Source organism: Pedobacter kyonggii (genome assembly GCF_004310665.1).
GTDB classification, from domain to species: Bacteria; Bacteroidota; Bacteroidia; order Sphingobacteriales; family Sphingobacteriaceae; genus Pedobacter; species Pedobacter kyonggii.
Window position 1 is genome coordinate 43,732 of sequence record NZ_SIXF01000021.1, and the last position, 23,525, is coordinate 67,256.

Below are 23,525 nucleotides of genomic sequence, written 5' to 3' on the forward strand. Positions count from 1 at the left end.
TGAATATTCATCTGCAAAATTGACTTTATCTACCAGAACGGGTTCTGTGCCAGGTTTTCGTTGATCACCACTTCCGAATTTATGATCGGCCAGAAATAGTCCTTTAAACCAAAAAACGGTACGGCAACAGTCCTCGGGCGATAATAATTTACCGCACTGCCTTCGTTTACGTTCCAGCCCTGCAATGGCCTGCTCAATACACCTTGCAACTCTTTCCAGCGGCGTAAGTCCCAGCCACTCTGGCCCTCAAAACACAATTCTATCCGCCTTTCCTGGTGGATAATCTCACGTCGGCCATCTTTAGTATCTGGTTTGGTTGGATTTTTTGAATAGGTTTGCCAAGAGGTGGTAACGCCTTGCAAACCCGCCCTGCTGCGCACTTTATCTACCCAGGATAGGATTTCAGCTTTAGATGCAGTACCTTCTTCGTTTAATGCCTCTGCATAAAGCAGGTACAGACCACCAAGGCGCACGACGGGCAGATAAAATGTTTCGAACTGGATACCATTGTTCATGATAGACAGGTAAGGTACCAGTTTTTTAGGCCAGTATCCGGTAATGTTGGTTGCAAACTGGCTTTTTGGTCCGGCTATTGCAAATGGCCCTCTTCCCTGCACATAAAAAGCATCGCTTTCGTTCCGTTTATCGTTTCCGAACCAGATTCCTCCATCAAAACCCAAATCGGCATAAAACCTTGGTTCACGGTTAAAATTCGCTTTTGCAGTTTCATAACCCAGTTTGATGTACGATTTGTTCGCATCATCACCAAACTGCGGTGTATTGCGGTCCGAATAATCGAAAATACCAGTATTATCCTCGTTGATCGGCACACCATTTTTGGTGTAAAACAGTTCGGTGGTAGAAAGCGGCACCGACCAGTTAGACGGCTGCTCATTACCAAACGAAACGGCATCAGAGCTCAGTTTTGGAAACACATAGCCCTGATAATCGAACCCATACTGTGAGCCCCAGATCAGTTCAGGATTTTGATCACGTTTTTCGGCAATTACCATTTGAATGGTGAGTACACGTTTCAATTGATCAGAAACATTTTCTACTTTATTGGTTGGCACCAGGTTGTACAAGGCACCACCTTGAGCAACAAACTCATCTATGGCTGCTTTACATGCTTTTGCTGCCAGACTCCATTTTTGTGGATCAACAGCAGTAGAAAACAGGTTTTTACCATCTTTATCTCTAAAACTTGCAAAATCGGGATTACCGTTAAACAAGGGACTTGCAGCAGTAGTTAGCGCCTCTGCCTTTAAAGCCAGCCCCATCGATTTAGTGGTACGGCCATACTCTAAAAGTGGATTTACAACAGCGGATGGCAGATCGGGAATGGCCTCGTTGAGCAATTGATCTACATAAGCGAAAGATTCATCAACGGTTGAGCGTTTGGCTTTTGTATCTTCGATCGACCCGTCAATTGGGCGGTTTTCTTTAATCAATACAATGGGGCCATATAACCTGATGAGGTAATAGTGGTAATAAGCCTTTAAAAATTTAATTTCGGCAATCCATCTCTTCTTTTCATCATCTTTCAGATCGAAAGGTTTGTTGATGTTTTCGAGCATAATGTTACACCTTCTTAGTGCCACATAAATGTTCTGGCCACCGTTATTGCCGGTCCAATAATCGATTACCGGGTTTGATACATTCTGTACCCCTCCCCTGATCAGTTTAAAACCCGCACCTGTGATTTTATTGAAAGGGTTATCATCCAGATTGGGATATATAATTTCAGAAGAAGTTACAAAACCCACATTGTTTACCACTTCGCGATTTAGCGACTGAAAGGTATTGTAACACCCGAAAAGGTAATTTTCGGCTTCATTCCTGTTCGAAAAAGCATAATCAAGGGTACCAACGTTATTGGGAACAACATCCAGGTATTTTTTACATGATGTGCCTGCGATACAAAGCACAAGCAGACAGATCAGTCTATAATAGAATTTCATATCTCTAATTTTTTCTGTTTTCATTATAAATTCACATTTAAACCGAAATTGAATACTTTCTGGATCGGATAAGCGAACCCATTGCCGCCCAGTTCAGGATCCCACATTTTAAATTTACTCCAGGTAACCAGGTTGAGGCCATTCAGGTAAAAGCGGCAATTTGAAAGCCTCAAGGTTTTTAATATGCCTTTAGGAAGGGTATAACCAATTTCTACCGATTTTAACCTAATAAAACTTCCATCTCTTAACCACCATGAGCTGGGCTGCAGGTTATTGGCCACTACAGCTGAGCTGGTACCCAAACGTGGATAGGTGGCGAACAGATCTTGATTTTCTTCTGACCAATGGCTATCGGCAAAAGATTGCAATACCTGCGCCCTACCTTCTACATAGGCTACGTTACGTTCAAGAAAAGGACTCGTTTTTCTAGGGTCGATAAAGAAAGATACCCTGGCCTGCCCTTGAAAAAATGCCGAAAGGTCGAATCCTTTATAACCTGTTGAGAAACCAAAACCATATACAATTTCTGGTGTGCTTGGGTAGCCCATAAATGCCATATCAAGATCGTCTATGCGGCCATCGCCGTTTAAATCGCGGTATTTAATATCACCACCTCTTGGTATGGCACCAGTAATTACATTATTATAGGCATCGCTGGTATTAAACTGCTGGGAAGGAGAGTTTTTCACCTCCGCATCATCTACAAACAAACGTTCGGCAATATAGCCATAGCCCCTGCTGATCGGCTGGCCGATAAAATGCCTCCATGTTTCAGGGTAGTTGGGCTCCTCGATGTAGGAATATTTATTGGTTGAATAAGTAAAGTTTCCACGGATTGAACTCCAAAGGCCATTATTAAAGGTTTTCTTATAATCGAGAGATAGATCAATCCCTTTAGAATCTACTTCACCCAGATTGGTTAACACATCGGTTTCGAAACCTTCGGTAGCTGGGATATTACGTTTACGTAAAATATCGTAACGGTGGTTTTTATAAAACTCGGCAATGATGTTGAAGTTTTTTAACAGGGTAATTTCTCCCGCTAAGTTGGTCTGTCTTGATGTTTCCCAGGTAATGTTAGAGTTTGCATAACTCCTGATGGATACCCCATTAAGCTGGTTTCCGTTGTTGATGCCGAACTGTGCAAAATTACCACCGTTCAGGTTAACATCCGAAAGGTAGAAAAAGCGTTGCGAGCCGATGGCATCGTTACCCACCAAACCATGACTAAAACGTATTTTTAATCGGTTAACAATATCGTTCTTAGGCCAGAATACTTCGTTTGTTGGCACCCATGCACCACCAATGGTAGGAAAAAACCCAAACCTGTGGTTTGAAGAAAAGCGTTCAGATCCGTTTAGTCCAAAATTAAATTCTACAAAGTACCGATCTTTAAATGAATATGTTGCCCTGCCTGCCACACCCATGTTGCGGAAAGGCAACGAATATGGCAATGTGGTGGTATTGGTTCTTGGGTCTTTCGCACTCGAATACAAAGTCTGCTGTGCAGTACCAATGATGGTTGAGCTTACGGTATGATTTCCAAATTTCCGGGTATAATCCAAAGCCCCCTGAAAATAGAAAAATGAGTTGGCGTTAGGTTCACTCCTATTGTATACCAGATATTCTGTCGGAACATTACTGGCTATATTGTTTTTTGGATTGAGCCAGGTCAGCGCGTAAGTATTGGCCACTTTATCGTAACTGTCGGCACTATAAAAATAAGGCGAGTAGGCTAACTGCGAATCGAAATAAGAATACCTGTTGGTATTGAAAACCGTTCTCAGTTTAAGTCCTTCGGTAATGAATTTAAAATCTTGGTTAAGCTCCAACTGTGCAGACATACGCGATTCCGAAGAACTTTTATGTCCTTTTAAAAGCTGCGCATAAGGATTTCCGTTGGGGTAAAGGATACTGTTATTTTTGGTACCATCAGGCCCGCCCACGTTTCCGAACAAGATATGGTTTGCGCCTGCATTTGCCGCATCAGCAGGATAGTAGGCAGGGAATAAAACCGGACTTGCATGAGAGGCAATTGCATATAAATCAGAAGCAAAAGAGCCGTCTAAAGTAATGGGGCCGTTGTAATCACTAAAGGTACCCGAAAGCCTCACAATGAGTTCGGTTGTTTTGCTCAGGTTTATATTGATGTTAGAGCGTAACTGGTAATTTTTAAAATTAACGTTGTTCTCGTTATTATTGCGGATATCCGTTTTTAAGATCCCGTTATCAATATTATACGAACCCGAAATGTAATACTTGGCCACGCCACCGCCCCCGCTAATACTTAAATTATTTCGCTGGGTGCTGGCCCTATCTTTAAACAGCATATCAATCCAGTTCACTGCTGGATATACATATTGATTGCTACCGGGACTACCATTAATTGTAGCGCGGGTATTGTTTATTTTGGTTTGGTTAAAGGGCAAAGGCAAAGATGGATTACGTGTTAAGGAAGCTTCGTTAAAAAGTTCCATATACTGGATCGGATCTACCAAATTAAGGGTCTGGGTAGATTGTGATAAGGAATACTCTGAGCGGAAATTAATTTTAGCCTTCCCTTCCCTACCTTCTTTTGTACTGACCAAAATTACGCCATTGGCACCACGTGCACCATAAAGTGCTGTAGCACTGGCATCTTTTAATATCGAAAAACTGGCAATATCATCGGGCTGTAAACGGGCAAGATCGTTTGGCGTTAGTTCAACGTTATCGATCAAAATCAATGGATCTTGCTTATAACCAAATGTGGTTACCCCCCTGATAAAAAAGGAAGCATTATCCTGCCCCGGCTGCCCGCTGCGTTGGTAGGCAATAATACCGGCGGCCTGCCCCGCAAGTGCCGCGGTAAGGTTACTGGCAGGGATCTTTAAATCGCCGGGTTTAATGGTGGTTACAGAGCCTACAACAGCTTCTTTTCGCTGTTTCTGCCCCATCGCGGTAATTACAACCTCATCAGCCATCACTACCACCGACTCTTTTAAAACCACATTATATACCGTGCTTTCGGTTACTACAATCCGTTTTGCGGTATAACCTACCAATGCTACACGGAGCGCACCGCCTTTGGCAACATCGATCACAAACTTACCGTTGTTATCGGTCTGTGTACCGGTTTTAGTGTTTTCAACAGTGATGGTTACACCTGGTAGAGCTACACCTGTGGTATCTTTAACGGTTCCGGTAACAGTTGTTTTGGTTTGCGCAGTTACCTGCAAACCCAGAAAAGCAAAAAACAAAAACGGGATGCACTTTAACACATTTGGAAAAACATGTTTTCGGCAGAGCCACCTAATGTCTGAATTAGTAAAAAATGACTTCATAAATTATTTGGTTAGTAGTTAAAAATTGTTTGATTTTGATTCTCAGTTGTATCCATCGTTTGATGTTCTAGATATATTCAATAGCGTTTATCACACGACGGATTGTAGCAGCACTAGGATTTTAGATATGACTGTCATAATCGAGTTTATATTTGGAACTGTAAACTTAGGGTAGGAAAATCCCGTTACAAATGGATAAATACAAAAAAATGATGGATTATATGACCATCGGAAAAGATTCTCCAGATTGCATAAAATATTTATCATTTTTTATCGCCTCCATTATAGTTATTGAATTGAAAACACTTATTTTGCGTTAATAAAGTACTATATGCAAGGCCGAGGTTGAAAGGAACTGCATTTACTGCTTATAATTCCTCAACCGTCATTATGGAGCAAAAAATCATTGAGCCCAGAAAAAAAATCAAAGAGGGCTTCATCGGACAAAAACGTATAGTCATCCCTCCGAACATCAGGAAGAAAATCCTCAACAACAAAGTCGCAAAAACCTTTTATCTGACAGCGATCGGCCATTATCCCCGTGCGACCAACCACCATATCGAACGCAAATCGGGCAGCAGGGACTATATCTTTCTATATTGCACTGAAGGCTTCGGCTACATCAATATCCTGGGCAAAAAACTATTGCTGAGCCCAAATTCCTATTATATAATCCCCAGAAATATCAGCCACCAGTACCAAAGCCACGAAAGTAATCCATGGAGTATCTTTTGGGCTCATTTTAGCGGTGAGATTGCTGAAAATATTTTTGACCGCTTTGCTGACGGCAACCTTACGCAGGTTCAGGAGATTCCATTTGTAGAAACCCGGATTAAACAGTTCAACTTGATCTATACGCTTTTGGAGCGTAGTGTAGATGATAAAGACATGGAAATCATCAACATCAAGCTATTAAATTTTATTTCCTCTTTCATTTATTACAAAGACCTTGACCCAGATGTATACAACATAGATTCCATTAGCAAATCCATCGTGTACATGAAGAAAAACCTGAGGAAAAAATTCTCTGTTGAAGATCTGGCCCATGAGCAAAACTTATCGGCGTCCCACTACCTTCGCTCTTTTAGGCAAAAAACGGGCAGTTCCCCCATTAATTATTTCAATCAGCTTAAGATACAGGAATCCTGCCAATACCTGTATTTTAGCGATATGAATATTAAGGAGATCTGTGCAGAACTCGGTTTTTCAGACCAGTATTACTTCTCTCGGCTGTTCAAACAGATTACCGGTAGCTCACCCTCCCAGTATAAAAAATTACACAAAAGGTAATCAAAAGACAGCGCCCCCTTAGTAAATTGCGCCTGAGAACGAAATTTCAAAATTGCTCTCCTATCTGGTCAGCATCAAAGGAAATTTTTAGCATAAGTCACGCTGACCAACAATGGAAAAGGCAATTTCCGTTTCCGAAAACTGCCTTTTCTTCTAAAAATAACGACGGCTTAAAAAATTATTCAACTTATAGAAGGCTGATCAGGGGTTAACGTTTGACCCGATAAAATTCACCGTGGAACTACATTTACACCCTTAACCTCTACTCCCGCCTGTAAAAAAACAAGATAAATATCAAATACACCTTTGATATTTTCAATATCAGCAAGCGCTTTATTTCCAATGGCGCGGCCTGTCCGGCTGATTATCTTTCCATTAGGCCAGCCCAGATGAACCTCGACCTGTCCGGGTGCTGATTTCTCCCCGATTATCTCAATCGCTTTTAGATCGGTAAGGTCCGTTTTTGGGAACATCAGATAAGCGCCTTTCTCTGAAACTGTAGCAACTGACCTGTCTTTACTGAAGCTAAGGCCTTTATTGCCACCCGATTCGTTAACCGAAAGGTAAGGGGCCCTAAGTATCACAACATCCTCAGACAACTGTGAGGTTAGATTTTTAGCTCCTTTGTCTCTATATGCCGCTCTAAATATAAAACTTCCAAGGTTTCTCTGGCCAGGTTGAATATCAGTGGTGTACGTACCATTCACCGGAAGATTCTTTTGGGCAGCCTGTTTATCGCCCAGGCTGAGAATGTATTTTACAATGGCATCAACCTCGGCCGCTGGCAGGGAAGAATGTGCAGGCATCATCGCATCTCCCCAAATACCTGAACCGCCATTGATTACTTTTTTGACCAAACGTTCCTGGGCAGTTTTATCGCCTTTGTATTTTTGGGCAACAAGGGTGAAGGAAGGCCCTAATGATTTAGCGGTTAGGTCATGACAGGCTTTACAGGTGCTTTTTTTCATGAGCGCCTTACCAATTTCAAATTGTGCAGATGCATCAAAGCGTTGCTGATTCTGTGCAATGGTCGTCATATCATAACCTTCGGAAAGATAGTTGATCGATACAGAAACCTGCGACGGCTTGATTCTTTTATCCGCTAAACTTCCGTCTTCCTTATCATTGACCTTTACACTATACGTAATGGCCTTGCCGGGAAAGTAAAAACTGGAATTCCCTTTGATAAAATCGAATTTTACCACCGGAGACGCATTACCAGCTGATATCTCGACTGCTTTACTGTTTTTTGCGCCCGATGGATCGGTAACGGTAAGTGTTGCTTTATAAATCCCAGGAGCAAATAGCAGCATTTCAGGATTTGCTGTCCTGTAAACCGATTTGAGCATCTTGTCTTTGGTAATGCGCCATTCATATTTTAAAACATCGCGATCATAATCCATCGTTCCGGCCGATGACAATTTAACTTTTAACGGTAAAGCACCTGATACTTTATCTGCAGCCACCTGAACAACAGGTTTTCGGTTTCCACCATTGTATTCGATCTTGATCAGCTCTGCTTCGGGATTATCCTTAAAATAGCCGTTACCATATTCGAGTATATACAAGCTTCCGTCCGGGCCAAATTTCATATCAATCGGCCCCCTTAAGGTGAGATCTGGCATAAAGCGCTCCATAGATTTATAGTTCCCTTCCTCATCCATTTCTACAGTGAGTACCCATCCCCGCACCCAGTCTGTAATAAACCATCTGCCCTCATAATACGCAGGAAAAACATTTGGAATAGCGGAAAAGTCAGACTGATGGAATATCGGCCCCCCAACCGCACTTCGTCCTCCACTCCCCATCAATGGAAAATATTCACTTGCTCCATAAGGATACCATATCAGCGAGGTTTCAGTAGGCGGCAGAACATTTAAACCGGTGTTGTTTGGGGAGTTATTAACCGGACGGAGCGGATCATAGAGTTCCCCGGATTTCTTTGTAGCAAAATCGTAATAGCGGTAAGGAAGGCTGTTCCCGATAAAATAGGGCCAGCCAAAGTTTCCTGCTTTTCTGGCCCGGTTAAACTCATCATACGAGGCTGGCCCTCTCGATTCTGATGCATTGGAGCCATCCGGGCCAACCTCACCCCAATACAGCCAGTTTGTTTTGCTGTCCAGGCTCATCCGCCAGGGATTTCTATTGCCCATGGTGTAAATCTCAGGTCTGGTCTTGGCTGTGCCCTTTGGAAAAAGGTTACCATCAGGGATAGTATAGGTCCCGTCCGGCTCCGGATGGATCCGCAGAATTTTGCCTCTTAGATCATTCGTGTTTGATGAAGATTTCTGTGCATCTCGTGCACTTTCGCCAACACGCTCATCTATTGGTGTAAAACCGTCTGATGATCTCGAAAAAGTATTATCCCCTGTACTCAGCAATAAATTTTTATCCTTGTCGAACAACATCCCTCCTCCTACATGGCAACATTCTTCTCGCTGTACCGGTACTTTCAATAACACTTTTGCGGAAAGCTGATCAACTTTGCCCCCTTTCCAGGTATATCTTACCAAACTGTTAACAGCTTCACTACCCTTTACGGAGTAATAAGTATAGATCCAATGATTCTTTTCAAAATCCGGATCCAAGATAACGCCCTGAAGACCATCCTCACCCTCTTCCCTTTTACCATTCTTATCAACGTATTCGGTACTAACAGGAATTTCTGCAATAATATCAAGGTTCTTGGTAACTGGGCTGTATACCTTTAGCTTTCCTTTTCGCTCGGCATAAAGAACTCTCCCATCTTTCAAAACCTGAAACTGCATCGGCTCTTCTAGCTTTTGCGCCAGCACTATTTTCGTAAATCTATTTATCTCCGGTTTATTTCCCGCCTGAGCGTTGACAGAACGCTGAAGAGATATGCTTAAAAAAAATAAAAGGAGAATTCTTCTAAAAAAAAATGTTGTCATTCTATGTATGCATTAAGGTTTTTGAACAGATTCGCGGAAATAGGCAACGCTTTTTGCAACATCAGCTGTATTATTATCCCAATTATACTCATATTCTGCAGATATGATGCCTTTAAATTTTTGTCTTTTTAATTCTTTAACGATCGCATCAACGTTAGTGGCGCCGGTTCCCCAGTGCACATCGTGTGCATTTTCATCCTTTCCGTTCATATCTTTCATGTGCAGGTGGAGTACATGGCCTTCAGCCTTTTTTATACAATCAAAGGGGTCAAGGCCTGAGTGGACCCAGTGTCCGAGATCTGCGCACAGCCCAAGGCGCTTGCTTTTTCCTTTAATGGCATTCAGAATGATATCAGGGTTCCAATATCTGGAAGGTTTAGCATGATTATGGATCGCAACATTTATTTTATATTGCTCACAGAGGTCTGAGAGCAGTTGCATATCTTTCTCCTCCGGCTCTGCTGTTATCGTCTCTAACCCCATTGCCTTCCCAAACTCGAATATTTTAATCCAATCTGCTTTATTGTCCGCTCCGATAACACCAAAGGCGGCCATTTTTACATGGTATTTTTTAAGCTGTCCAAGAATAAGGACCCTCTTGGCCGGCTCCATACGGTAGTCCATTTTCCCGGGAATCCCTCCTCCTATTTCCTGTCCGGGAAAGGCTTCGATATAACTTAATTTACAGCTATCCGTCTTGGCCGCGGCCTCCATAAAACTGAATCTGTTAAAAGTAAATGCCTGTGTTCCCAATTTCCAGCCCAGGCGTTCTTCCTGGTAACCCCTTGTAGAGGTCCTGGTAACACCTATAACCCTGCAGCCAGCGGCTACAGTAATCAATAGAAGTCCCATAGCATAAACCAGGCGGGAAAGTTGGTGTTTGTGAAAATTCATATTGTATATTGAATTATTTATAATAGGCTGCAAGGGATAGAGTCTATCGATTTTAATTATGAGCCGCTGCATATCAGCGGCTTTTGTGAATTGAAGATTATTTAATTATTGGAATATCCCGGATTTTGATCTGCTTCGGATATATCGTCATTCTGTTTAATTTCCTGTAGCGGAATTGGGTAGCGATTGTGGAAAGGCTGAACAGAGCCGCTCTCTTTTGTCCATTTGTTACGGGTTTTCACAAGGTCTACCAGCTTCCCTGTTCTGATCAGATCCATCCTTCTCCATCCCTCAAAACAAAGTTCACGCATGCGTTCGTCCATAATAGCTGTTCTGAAATCCTGCTGTGACATTGCTGCGCTCCATTTTTTATCATCAGGCAGATTGTTGTTCCAGGCCCTTCTTCTTACGGTTGTATTCACAAGATCAACAGCTTGTGCGGTCGCCCCGGTTTCATTCAAAGCTTCGGCATAACACAAAAGCACATCCGAATAGCGCAGGTAAAAAATATTCTTGCCCGAAAGCCAGAAGCTCAAAGAACCGTCTGTTCTGATATCTTCATATTTTTTAACATGTGGATCGAGTTCATCCCCGCCAAAGGCTGGGTTTAACACAGGTATATTTCCTTTATAGGTAAAATCGTACCGGATGCTTTCGCTTTTCCTAACATCTCCAGCTTCCCAGAGTCCTCCTGCAGTTGCATCTTTATAGCAATATTGCGTTGGCACCATCAGGTCATAACCGCCAAAATAAGCATATTGATCGATTTCGGCCAACGATCTCGATCCCATTTGCCATTGGGTTTGGTTATTGTCCGGATAAACATTGTTGAACTGAAATTCGTAAATAGATTCACTGCTGTTGGGTTTTGCAGGATTCCAAAGGTCGGCGTAATTGTCTACCAGCTGGTATGTACCTGCATCTACGATCTGTTTAAAAGTATCTCTTGCTTTGACAAAATCGCGTACTCCAGAACTAACAGGTGCATACATGTATACTTTGCCCAATAGCGCCAATGCCACACCCCTAGTGGCTTTACGCTTGTCGGTTTGCGATGCAGGCAGGTATTTTACTGCATTTTCGAGATCTGAAACGATGTTACTGTACACTAATGTTAAAGGTTGACGTTTAGTACCATATTCAGCAAATTTTGCCTGATCTATCAATGGTATTTCGCCCCAATACTGGCTCATTTCAAAATTAAGCGCCGCCCTGATAAAAGAAGCATCACCCAAAATCCTGTTTTTGCGTTCGGGGTCTTCCGTATTCAGGCTTAAGGCATAAATTACCTTAGCCGCTGCAGAAATCACAGGCCAGCGGCTGTTCCATTGCTCGGCGAGTGCTGTATTGCTTGCAGTTAAGAAGCCATTATAACGGTCGAGTCCTGCCTGACGGTCGTCGGTTCTAACCTGGTAAGCGCCTTGTTGTGCTTCATCGGTGCCCAGGGTGAAGACAAAACCTCCCCTATCTTTTTTGGTATTGCGCCAACTGGTATACAGGCCCAACACCAAAGGTTCGATATTATCGAGGCTTTTAAAAACCTGCTCCTCGGTAAGGGCGGTCTGTGGTTCTTCTATTATAAATTTTTTACACGACCCGCTTAGTATTACCAATAAGGCAAGCATGATCAAACTGTATTTCCTTTTCATTATAATTTCTCTTAAAGTCCAATATTAATACCAAAAACAAACATTTTTGAAGTTGGATAACCATCACCCCCTTCAGGATCATAACCTTTATATTTGGTTACGGTTAACAGGTTCCTACCGGTAACATAAACACGTAGATTGCTTAATTTCGCCTTTTTCATAAAGTCCTGCGTAAAATTATAGGCCAGCGTTAAGGCCGACATCCTTAAATAAGATGAATTCTGTACAGCATAGTCGGTTTCTCCAACACTATAACGGCCACTTCCGGTATAAGCTCTCGGAATGTTGGATTCAGTGTTTGCCGGTGTCCAGCGGTTAAGTTCGTCTTCATGGCCCGAATATTCACCTGTTCCGTTTAATAGGCCTTCGTAAAGTCCGCTGATGGCCTTGCCACCATAACTATAATTGAAAACCGCGTTCAGTGTAAGATTTTTATAGGTCACATCGGTAAAGAAACCTCCGTAAAATTTAGGATCTTTTTTCCCTACAACAATACGGTCTGCATCATCTATCTTTTTATCCCCGTTTACGTCAACCGGAACAATATCCCCCGGACGAATGGTGCGGCCGCCATAATCAATTCCCTGGACACGTACCATATCAGATTGCTGTGCAATTTTTTCGAACTTATAGGTGTAAATAGAATTAAGCGGCTGGTTAAGGAAGAAGTTACCTTCCCTTTGGATCTCCACTCCGGTAAATCCGCCATAATTATAAATGGCATCTACATTACCATAGAGTTTGGTGATTTTACTTTTATAGGCAGAAATATTGGCGCCCATGTTCCATTTTAAATCCTTGCCATTTAGTATGACGCCGTTAATATTGAAATCGAATCCCTGATTAAGCAATGAGCCTACATTGGCAATGGTATTATTGAATCCCGATGTGGTTGACAGCGTTCTTCTCATCAACAAGTCGTTGTTGTGGATCAGAAAATAATCGGCATTAAAAGTTAGTCTATTATTCAAAATGGCGATATCCAGTCCTAGGTTAAGTTGTTTTTGCTTTTCCCAAACAAGATTCGGATTCCCCAAACGGCCATCTGACACATAGGTAACAGACCCATTGGTAAATACAGGACGGTAAAGGGAACGGTAGGCAAAATCATCGATTTTCTGATTTCCGGCTATACCGTAACCTGCCCGGATTTTAAGCACATTGATCGCTTTGATATTCTTGAAAAAATCTTCGTTTGCAACATTCCATGCTAGTGAAAGTGACGGAAAAAGTCCCCATTTGTTGCCATTACCAAATTTTGAGGAACCATCGTACCTTCCGGTAAGGGTTGCAAAATATTTATTATCGTAACTGTAATTGAACCTGGCCACGTAGCTGATCAGTGAGTTGGTTACAAAATCAGAAGATAACTGGAATTGATCTTTCAGGTAAGCCCCGCCCAGGTATTTGTAAGAAAAATCGTCAGTAGCAAAGCCTGATGCATTTACCTGGTTATAATTGTAGTTGTTCTGGCTCAATCCAAAACTCAGGATACCCGAGAAGCTATTTTTGCCAATGGTTTTATCATATGAAATCGAATTATCCCACTGCCAGTTTACCCAACTTTCTTTTTTCTGTGTGGCACTGCCGTTGGTCGAGTTTCTAAGCGACTGGCCTAAACTTTTGGGAATGTAGTTGTAATAATTTTGATTCCTTACATCAAGGGCTATACTCGAGCGTACGTTTAATCCCGGGATGAGGGTAGCCACAACATAGTTATTGGTTAATAAACGGTTTAAATTGCCTTTACCATCAATATTTAAACTTCTGATAGGATTGTATAGATCAGTACTTTGAATACCCTTCCAGCTTAAGTAGGTAATCTGATCATTGATGGGTAAAAGCGGATTCGCATTGGCAGCGATACCGAACACACCTCCATCGATATAGGATTCTTCGGTGCGGGAGAAATTGGTATTGGTACCAATTTTTAACCAGGGTTTTATTTTCTGATCGAGATTAATCTGACCGCCATAACGTTTATAGTTGGAGGTTTTCAGCAGCCCCATTTGATCAGTGTAATTAAAACTCACATATACCGCACCATCCGGACCGCCTTTAGAAAATGTTGCCGTATGGTTTTGTTGTATAGCCGTGCGGGTAATTTCATCGAGCCAGTTGTAGGATTGTCCGCTACGGTACACACCCAGTTCATCCTGACTGAATGCTACAGAGTTTGTACCCAACAATGAATTGATATATGTCTGACGGTCTGCAGTCGGATTATCGTCCATATATTTGTTGGCATAAGCATCGATACGTAAATCGGCAATCTGCTGGGCATTTAGGTATGGAATGTTTTTGTTGAACGACTGTACGCCATACCACCCATTGTATTCTATTTTCCCATCGCCATTTTTGGCCCTTTTAGTGGTAATAAGCACCACACCGTTCGCACCTCTTGAACCATATATTGCAGTTGCAGATGCATCCTTTAAAATGTCGATACTTGAAATATCGTCAGGGTTGATGGTATTTAATGCCTCTTCGATCACCAGACCATCTACAACATAAATAGGGTTTGAACCATATTGTATAGAGTTGTTTCCGCGCACCTTAATGGATACAGCGCCACCGGGCCTGGGATCATTACTCTGCACCAACACGCCGGCAACACGCCCTTGAATGGCCTGATTGATATTGGTTACGGGCATTTCTTTAATTACCTTTTCTCCAACACTGCTTACCGAACCTGTCAGATCGCCCTTTTTAATGGTTGCTCCCACTACAGTAACTTCCTGAAGTTCGCTTGTTGTGGCCACCAAAACGATATTCATGCCCGCAGCCGCCGGCCGTTCAGTACTGCCATAACCAAGGGAAGAAAAAACAAGGATAGCACCTGTTGGAACTTTGAAACTGAATTTACCATCCGGATCAGTAGAGGTTGCTGTCGTAGCTCCTTTTACTTTGACAGAAACACCTGGGATGGACATTCCATCATCTTTACCCGTAACTTTCCCTGATGCTGTTACCAGCTCCTGGGCCGAAAGCTGGCTACCTTGTATTAACGCCAAAAACATCAGTAAAGGCGCCATTTTGGGCAAGGATTTTACAATATAATTTAACATAAAAAATATATTTGATTAGTGTGGTTAAATTTACAATGAAAATAAAATAGGATAAATGGATAATCACCACCAAAACATAGACAATATGATCACATCAATCTGGGTATAGAATTATCAGGCAGAATAGGCCTGAATAAAGCGAAATGTGCTCCAAACCACTATATTTAAAATCTAAGTCCCCGAGGGAATCTGTGATTGCGAAGGCTATATTCAGACTGACGGTTTAAAAAAAGATATTTGGTTCGTCCCTTTTAGTCGTATAATCCTGCTCCTGAGTAAGATTCGCCCCTTGTTTACATTAAGTTTTGCAGATAAGTACCTACAGCGCACAGCTGTATGGGAGCCTCAACGGAACAGTTAATTTTTTAAAGATTTACGCATATTTAAAGAAATGTAGCAACCAGAACCTTTACCAACCACCTATAAACATTCAAATCATTAGTTTCCCAACCTTCCCCTCACCATCATCTTACACCCCTGACCTCCCGATCAGAACAGCACCAAATCCCCAAGAACACTCCGCGGCCTGAGCAGGTAATATTTAAAAAAACTAAATTGATTAAATCACCATTGATGTCTAAATTTGTTAAAAAGCGACCGGAACTGCCAATATTGAATAAACCGGATTTGAAATCAAGTCCCATCAAAATTTTAATCGGTTCATCACGATTATCGGGAAAAGACTTAAGCGCGTGTTCAGGAAAGACCCATCAGCTAGCAAGAGGCCTGATAAGTTAATGGTCAGCACAGATTAAATGAACGGTCAGGTGAGTCAGGCTTATTGCTTAGGTAAGACCTAAATTGTAGAAAACACCTGGCCGTTTAAGATGGGAAATAAAACCGTCACCTATGGATACATTGAATAAGACAAAAAGCTATGTCTATTTCATCGGGATCGACATATCAAAAGAAACCCTGGATATCGCTGTCATGGTTCGGAGATCTATTTTGGTCCACAATACCATATCCAATGAACCAAAAGCGATCAAGGATCATATGGTAAACCTGAAAGCTTCTTTGAAGTTTACCACCAGAAATGCCGTTGTTGGCATGGAAGATACAGGAATCTATGGCAATCACCTGATCAACAAACTGAAGACACTTAAAATCGATACTGTCGTCGACTCCCCTCTTCGCGTTAAAAATTCTTTGGGCCTAATCAGGGGCAAAACCGATAAAAAAGATGCTGAAAGAATCGCGCTGTACCTCTACAAATCCAGGGACATATTAAGATTAAGAGTACCAAAGCGGCCGATCATCGAACAGCTGGCCGGTTTATCCACCTTGAGAAAGCGGTTACAATCCCTTCATATCGCTATGCGGGTACCCTTAAAAGAAAATACAGGTTTTGTAAAGAAAGGCCTGATCGAACAGAACAACAGACTCTGTTCCAGGAGTATCGATGCACTCAGACTGGATATACAGGATGTTGAAGATTCGATCGAGGCAACATGGAAAGCGGATGAAGAAACTAACCGGCTGATGACCCTGATCCAGTCAGTGCCCTGTGTCGGGCCCGTGGTCGCCCTGGAAATCCTCATCTGCACCAACGAATTCAAAAACGTAAGGACCATTAAACAGTTTGCATCTTACGCCGGAGTAGCGCCCTTCCCTTATAAATCGGGAACCACAGTCAGTAAGAAAACCCGGACATCAAAGATTGCCAACAAAAAAATGAAAGCACTACTACATTGCTCCGCCGTTCTAGCCAAAAGGTTTATCCCAGACATCAAGGCTTACTATCACCGTAAAATGGATATAGAAGGAAAACACAAAATGTCAGTACTCAATGCAATCCGATTAAAAATCGCTGCAAGGGTATATTCCTGTGTAAAAAACAATAGATTGTATGAAAAAAAACATGAATACAGACCGACTACCGATCTTGACCTGCCGACTTGACCAGTTAAGACCAATCAAAATAATATTTACGAGATTTCAGAAAGATCTTACAAGCCTTTCCAAAGGTGGGTAAGTCATTAAATTTTCTCGTGCAACCTATGTTATTTAATGGAAGATTCAGGGCAGTTCGGACATAAATAAATTTTCTGCCGGCTTTGAATGTACATATCTATCTGATCAGCCTGATTATCTACCGAAATAATCTTAAATACATCAGTAGAAGAGAAAATTAGATTCTTAAGGTTCATTACCCCCTTCAATTATCATAATTACCATCAATAGTGGGGAGGATCACTTTCGCTGAAATACACATGCGAGCTTTAAACATAATATTCAATTAATGCGCTGTTAATACGTTTTTGCAAGTTTTGCAAATAAAATTTCTTTTGAATTCCACTACAGATCCTGGGGAAGCCCTACCGGCAATGCTTAGTATTTCTACTTTCGAACTATTATACGGAAGATGGAATACCATATTGCACAGGTATGCGATATATTATCTTCAGGATGAGAATGCAGCCCAGAGTATTGTGAATGACCTATTTCTCCAAATATGGTCTAGCCCCCGTAACGTCGAAAACATCAAAAATTACCTCTTCCGCTCCGTTAAAAACGCCTGTCTGAATGAGCTATCGCTTCTAAGAAGAACTCCGCTCAGATATCTCGAAAGCGAAGAGCTCATCAGGGCATCAGACTCTGTCGTATTTTCCATAAACCCGCAGGTATCTTCAGAAAAACTGGATTTCCTTCAAAAAGTCATATCCACTCTCCCACCAAGAAGGCAACTGGTATTCAGGATGCATCGGATAGAGGGATTCAGCTATGCAGAAATAGCAGACCTATTAGAGATATCGACCAGAACTGTAGAGGACCATTTATCCAAAAGCATGAGTTACATCCATGCGGAATGCAAACATTCAATTTACGAAAAGTTAACTGAAGCTTAATAAAGACGGCCCGTAATTTAGGAGCCGATTTTTGTCTTTACCCCTGAAGACAACAAATATGGAAGATCAGATATGGACGGACATGATCAAGAGATTAAATGCCGATGAAACAGCAGAATCAAAAAGATCATTGGATCGCTGGCTAGCAGAAGACCTAATTAATGCACAGAAATTTGAAGAGGTAAAAACACTATGGTTGTTAAGCGGGCATTTGGAGCCAGAAATTACGCAAGTGATCCCGCAACAGCTACGGGAGCAAATAGCTCCTGTAGTACCAATACAGGAAAATTCAAGAACAATAATCAAAAAATTATGGGCCTATGGGATTGCCGCCAGCCTGGTTATGACGATAGTAATTGCTGGTTTAGAACTTCTTCCATTCAGCAAGGCTGATCACCGGGAACAGATAACCTGGAAAACAATCTCTGCAGATGCAGGCAAGGTTATTGCCCTTAACCTGCCAGATGGCTCTAATGTTTGGCTAAATGCAGGCAGCACACTATCCTATCCAGATCATTTCAATAGCCAGCACCTACGGAACATCAGACTTTCTGGTGAGGCTTATTTTGAGGTAAAGCATGATAGCCAGCACCCTTTTGTTGTAGAGAGCGATAGTATCAAAACCACTGTTTACGGAACAGCTTTTAATGTTAGGGCCTATCCAAATGAGTCAGCTGTTGCTGTAGCAGTTAACTCAGGAAAAATAGGTGTAAATACTAAAAATGCGACAGAAACAGCTGATCCCATATTCTTATTGTCAGCGGACAGGTTGATCTACCACAAAACCAGTAAAGCTTTTACCAGATCAAAAATAGCTATCAGCGACATTAATGGCTGGCAGAAAGGACTTATTGTTTTCGAACAACGTCCAATAAAAGAAGTATTTGATGAACTATCAAGGCGGTTCAATGTCGATTTTTCTACCGATCGACTCTCCAATGGCTCCTGCAAGCTAACGGCCAGATTTGAGAACAAGCCGCTCTCTGTCATTTTAAAGACACTACATACCGCTATGAACATAACATCAAACCAGATCAATGGAACTATTTATGTAGAAGGAGGCACAATATGTAAAGAATAAAAAAACCGCTTCCGGACGAGGGAAACGGCTCTGATGCTCATACGCTGGCTACGAACCTGCGCCTTGAGAAAATAATGAATAAATCTGAAATTTAAACACACCCAAATTTATGAAAAAATTTAGTGGGGCTGACGGCCTTATGAAATTAATTATGCGAACAAGCTTAATATATGCTACACTTTCTATTGTTTTTCTCCAACTTCTGCAGGCCGCGGCGGTAAGCGGACAGGTAGGTCTGGATAGAAAGATCAGCTTAACCGCAAATAACATTGCTTTTGCAGATCTGCTCAAACAGATAGAACAAAAAACCGGAGTAAGCTTTATTTATACCAACAACGAACTCAATAGGGAGAAAATCTCGGTAAAACAGCACGAAAAAACCGCACGGACAATCCTCTCTCCTGTTCTGGAACATTATAGCTTAACGATGGTTGAAGACGGCATGACGGTTATCCTAAAACACAAAATACAGAAAAAAGCCATCGTTAAACCAGGCTCCATTGTAGGTTATGTCCGGGATAAAGAAAATAGAAAAACACTGCCATATGCCACTGTTACCTTAAAAAGTACTGGACAGAAAGTAATAACAGATGTGAACGGCTACTTTATTATAGACAATATAAAGCCTGGCGAGGTTATTTTAACGGTAAACTATATTGGCTATAGCACCATGGCTTATACCATTGCTGTTGGAGATGGAAAACCATCAAGCATAGATCTATTTCTTTCTGCAGAGAGCAACGATATGAAAGGTATCACAATCAGTGGTATACGCCGTGGCGAAGCAGTTGCCTTAAGCAATATGCGCAATGCAGACAATATAAAATATGTATTGTCGGAAGAGCAGATAGAACGTTTTCCTGATGCGACCGTAGGTGAGGCCATGCAGCGTGTACCGGGAATTGCTATGGACTACAGCTATGGCCTTCCGCGCAATATTATCATCAGGGGACTAGATCAATCAATGGGCTCGGTAACATTAAACGGGAACAGATTACCCTCTACCTCTACAAGCTCAAGAGAAGTTGACCTTAACGGCATCCTATCATCAACGGTTGAGGCTATAGAAGTAAACAAAACCTTAACACCCGATATGGATGCCGATGGAACTTCAGGTTCGGTCAATATTATTTCCAAAACCCCAAAAAAGGGAGAAAAACAGCTAAATTTAAAGGGATCTTTTGGACATAATTTCTTATTGGATAAACAGAACATTGATGGCTCGCTCACTTACGGAAAAAGGGCCGATAAATGGGCCTATCTTTTTGGCATTAACTATAGCAAAAGCTTCCGTGGTGAAGACCGTGTGCAGAAAGATTACGACACCTATGAGATTAACGGTGTGGAGAAAACCATGTTATCCAATCTTGAGCTGGAAGGCACCGATATCAAAAGAGAAAACTTGGGTCTGCAGGCTGAAATTGACTACTTCCCTACCCAAAAAAGTCAGATTTACCTAAGGGGATCATTCAACAAATATTACGAGCTACAGACCAGGGGCACAAAAAGCTATAGCATAAGGGATTATACAGATGAGCAGCATGTAACCGGCGTAAGCATCGGCTCAAGCGGAACGCCAAGAAACTACAACCGTAACCTGACCAGTTTCTCATTAGGCTATAAAACAGATTTCAATAACTGGAAAGCAGACGCAGACCTGACCTTTTCCAGCGGACTATATGACCAGCCACTTTACTTTGACGGTTATTTTGCCTACACCGGGCTATCGGCCGGACTGGATGTCTCCAACCCAAGGGCACCACAGTTCGATTTCGGCAGCGTTGATCCGAACGACCCTTCGAAATACACAACCAATTATTACACCAACCGCCACCAGATTGCGCATGATAAGGATGGCCAGGGTTCACTTAATATCCAAAGAACATTCGATTTAAGTGAAAAAAATAAATTTGTGCTGAAGTTCGGTGGCCGCTATAAATACAAGGAAGACGATCATACCCGGAGCTACTACCAATACACCTTAAAAACCGGCACCCTTTCGCTGTCCAATTTTCTGGGGAATTATTCGAGAGAGAAGTATTTTGATGGCAACTACAACTTATCCGGAGCCATCTCAGATGGTTATTTAATGGAACAATATTACCAGAACAACAGGGCACTGTTTGTTGACAATGAAACCTACATCCGTCAGAATACCGACCCGGATTCATACAACGGAAAAGAAACCCTTGGCGCAGGCTACGTAATGGGCAAGCTTACCTTAAACAAACTCGACATTATTACCGGCCTAAGGTATGAACGCACAGGCTTTGAATACAATGGAAATATTGTTTCATTTGATGACAAAGGCGCATATGTAAGCACCAATAAAGTTGCGGTCAAGTCTGATTTTTCTGGGTTCTTTCCGAGCCTGAACCTTAAATATGCACTAGACCAGCGCACCAATTTCAGGGCGGCAGTTACACGCTCCTTGTCTCGCCCGGGTTACTATGATCTGGTACCCTGGCAAGAAATTGAAACTCGGAGAAAACGTATGAAAATCGGAAACCCCGATCTCGATCAGGCAACTTCAACAAACGTGGATTTCCTTTTCGAGCACTACCTTAAATCGTTGGGGCTTATCTCAGGAGGCATATTTTATAAGAACATCAACAATTATATTTACGAAAGCATCTACACACAAGCTGGCGGTCAGTTTGATAAATATCAGGTTACCCAAACGGTAAACGGCGCAAATGCCCACGTATATGGTTATGAAATAGCCTGGCAACAGCAACTTACCTTTTTACCGGGCTTTTTAAATGGGTTTGGTATATATGGAAACTTTACGCAGATACAATCAAAATTTAAACTGCCGGGTATTACCAGCGATCGGACAGTGCGTCTACCCTCTATGCGGCCAAAGGTCGGCAATGCCTCTCTTTCTTATGAGAAATATGGTTTCTCCGGACGGATATCACTGAATTTCTATGCCACTTTTATCAGCGAACTTGCCGAAACACAGGAAAACGATCTGATGGAAAAAGGCAGGGCACAGCTCGATTTTTCTGCATCACAAAAAATAAGCAAAAGTTTTTCACTTTTTATGGGCATCAGCAATATAAACAATGCGCAGATCATCCTGGATTATGGCGATGGCCGCCCTAACGACCATAAATATTATTCAACCTGGGCCAATATCGGTTTCAAATACACACCTTTTCACTAGTTTATTATGCGTTTTATAACAACAAAAATTTTATGTAGCATTACTTTAATCTGCTCTTTTTCAAAGATCAGCAATGCGCAGGATTTCAAAGCTGGCCCAATGCCTGATAGGATTATACTCAACTGGTCTGCAGATCCTGCCACAACACAATCGGTAACCTGGCGTACAGACAGTACCATTAAAAAAAGCATGGCTCAGATACTGATCGAAGATAGTTCTCCCAAGCTCGACAAGCCGGAGGCAAAAGTATATGAAGCGGTTACCTCATCACTAAAGGGAAAGGAATATGAAACGGCCAATTACCATAGCGTAACTTTTACATCTCTCCTCCCCGACAAAATCTATACCTACCGTGTCGGCGATGGCAAAAACTGGAGCGAATGGTTCCAGTTCAGGACGGGACCAGCGCAGACCAAGGCCTTTTCTTTTATCTACCTGGGCGATGCACAGAACGATATCAGATCAAAATGGTCGAGGGTAATCAGACGGGCTTTTGCCAGCCAGGGAGAGGCAAGGTTTATCGTACATGCCGGTGATCTGATCAACCGTTCTAATAACGACAATGAGTGGGGAGAATGGCATTTTGGAGGTGGCTTCATTAATGGAATGATCCCAAGTATCCCTTCATCGGGTAACCATGAATATTTTAGGGACGAGCAAAAAACGCTTACACTTGACCCACATTGGGCAGCGCAGTATACGTTGCCGCAAAATGGACCTGAAGGCTTGAAAGAATCCGTTTATTATACCGACTATTCAAACGTCCGTATCATCTCACTCAATTCTCAGATGATCGTATTGGATTCAAACTCGCTCGAAATACAGGCCAGATGGTTAGAAGATGTATTAAAGAACAATCCTAAAGAATGGACAATGGTTACCTACCACCATCCTATCTATTCTACGGCAAAAGGAAGGGATAACAAAGAATTCAGAGAGATTTTTAAACCGCTGTTCGATAAATATCATGTCGATTTACTGATACAGGGCCACGACCACACCTATAGCCGGGGTCAGAACCTTCCGACAGGTATTTCAGGGAAAGCAGGTGGGCCGATGTACGTGGTATCGGTTGCAGGACCAAAAATGTACAAAGTAGACGTAAACCCGAAATGGATGGACATCTTTGCAGAAGACACACAGCTTTTCCAGATTATCTCAGTAGACCATGACGTGCTGACTTATACCGCTTACAAGGCCTCTGGTGAAGTTTTCGACGCTTTTAAACTAAAGAAAAAGTCAAAAGACAGGGCAGCTGAATTTACAGACCTGAGAACAAAGAATTAATTTCTATCACCCAAAATCAAAGAAGAGGCTGTATAATCGGCC

12 protein-coding genes are annotated in these 23,525 nt (G+C 42.1%); 6 read left to right on the plus strand and 6 right to left on the minus strand.

Annotation, left to right across the window (positions count from 1 at the left end; translation table 11 throughout):
- Positions 1 to 29: 29 nt before the first annotated feature.
- Both EYS08_RS18175 and EYS08_RS18180 read right to left on the minus strand, forming a co-directional pair.
- Positions 30 to 1,985: a RagB/SusD family nutrient uptake outer membrane protein gene (locus EYS08_RS18175; RefSeq protein ID WP_244215992.1), complete on the minus strand. Its 1,956-nt coding sequence runs from the start codon at positions 1,983 to 1,985 to the stop codon at positions 30 to 32.
- Positions 1,985 to 5,284, minus strand: coding sequence for a SusC/RagA family TonB-linked outer membrane protein (locus tag EYS08_RS18180; protein ID WP_131031445.1), 3,300 nt, complete (start codon positions 5,282 to 5,284; stop codon positions 1,985 to 1,987). The genes EYS08_RS18175 and EYS08_RS18180 overlap by 1 nt, the downstream gene beginning before the upstream one ends.
- Positions 5,285 to 5,674: 390 nt before the next feature.
- On the opposite strand from EYS08_RS18180, the gene EYS08_RS18185 reads away from it, so the two are divergent.
- Positions 5,675 to 6,574, plus strand: coding sequence for an AraC family transcriptional regulator (locus EYS08_RS18185; protein WP_131031446.1), 900 nt, complete (start codon positions 5,675 to 5,677; stop codon positions 6,572 to 6,574).
- Positions 6,575 to 6,804: 230 nt separating this feature from the next.
- Here the strand turns inward: EYS08_RS18185 and EYS08_RS18190 are convergent, their stop codons facing one another.
- The 4 genes from EYS08_RS18190 to EYS08_RS18205 all read right to left on the minus strand — a co-directional run bounded on the left by EYS08_RS18190 (position 6,805) and on the right by EYS08_RS18205 (position 15,064).
- A complete protein-coding gene (locus EYS08_RS18190) occupies positions 6,805 to 9,486 on the minus strand; it encodes a PQQ-dependent sugar dehydrogenase (RefSeq protein ID WP_131031447.1) in 2,682 nt (893 codons plus the stop codon).
- A 12-nt stretch (positions 9,487 to 9,498) separates the two neighbouring features.
- Entirely contained in the window at positions 9,499 to 10,380 is an 882-nt protein-coding gene (locus tag EYS08_RS18195) for a sugar phosphate isomerase/epimerase family protein (RefSeq protein WP_244215993.1), read from the minus strand.
- Between the two features lie 101 nt (positions 10,381 to 10,481).
- On the minus strand, positions 10,482 to 12,029 hold the full coding sequence (locus tag EYS08_RS18200) for a RagB/SusD family nutrient uptake outer membrane protein (protein WP_131031449.1): 1,548 nt from the start codon (positions 12,027 to 12,029) through the stop codon (positions 10,482 to 10,484).
- An 11-nt stretch (positions 12,030 to 12,040) separates the two neighbouring features.
- Positions 12,041 to 15,064 (minus strand): SusC/RagA family TonB-linked outer membrane protein, encoded by a 3,024-nt coding sequence (locus tag EYS08_RS18205; RefSeq protein WP_165456503.1) that lies wholly within the window; start codon positions 15,062 to 15,064, stop codon positions 12,041 to 12,043.
- Between the two features lie 882 nt (positions 15,065 to 15,946).
- Here EYS08_RS18205 and EYS08_RS18210 point away from each other — a divergent pair.
- From EYS08_RS18210 to EYS08_RS18230, 5 genes are all read left to right on the plus strand, one after another.
- On the plus strand, positions 15,947 to 16,999 hold the full coding sequence (locus EYS08_RS18210) for a transposase (protein WP_131031451.1): 1,053 nt from the start codon (positions 15,947 to 15,949) through the stop codon (positions 16,997 to 16,999).
- Positions 17,000 to 17,367: 368 nt separating this feature from the next.
- Positions 17,368 to 17,946: a sigma-70 family RNA polymerase sigma factor gene (locus tag EYS08_RS18215; RefSeq protein WP_131031452.1), complete on the plus strand. Its 579-nt coding sequence runs from the start codon at positions 17,368 to 17,370 to the stop codon at positions 17,944 to 17,946.
- A gap of 58 nt (positions 17,947 to 18,004) precedes the next feature.
- Complete coding sequence (locus EYS08_RS18220) at positions 18,005 to 19,027, plus strand: FecR family protein (RefSeq protein WP_131031453.1); 1,023 nt, start codon at positions 18,005 to 18,007, stop codon at positions 19,025 to 19,027.
- 109 nt (positions 19,028 to 19,136) lie between these two features.
- Complete coding sequence (locus tag EYS08_RS18225) at positions 19,137 to 22,196, plus strand: TonB-dependent receptor (protein ID WP_131031454.1); 3,060 nt, start codon at positions 19,137 to 19,139, stop codon at positions 22,194 to 22,196.
- 6 nt (positions 22,197 to 22,202) lie between these two features.
- Complete coding sequence (locus tag EYS08_RS18230) at positions 22,203 to 23,483, plus strand: purple acid phosphatase family protein (RefSeq protein ID WP_131031455.1); 1,281 nt, start codon at positions 22,203 to 22,205, stop codon at positions 23,481 to 23,483.
- Positions 23,484 to 23,525: the final 42 nt, after the last annotated feature.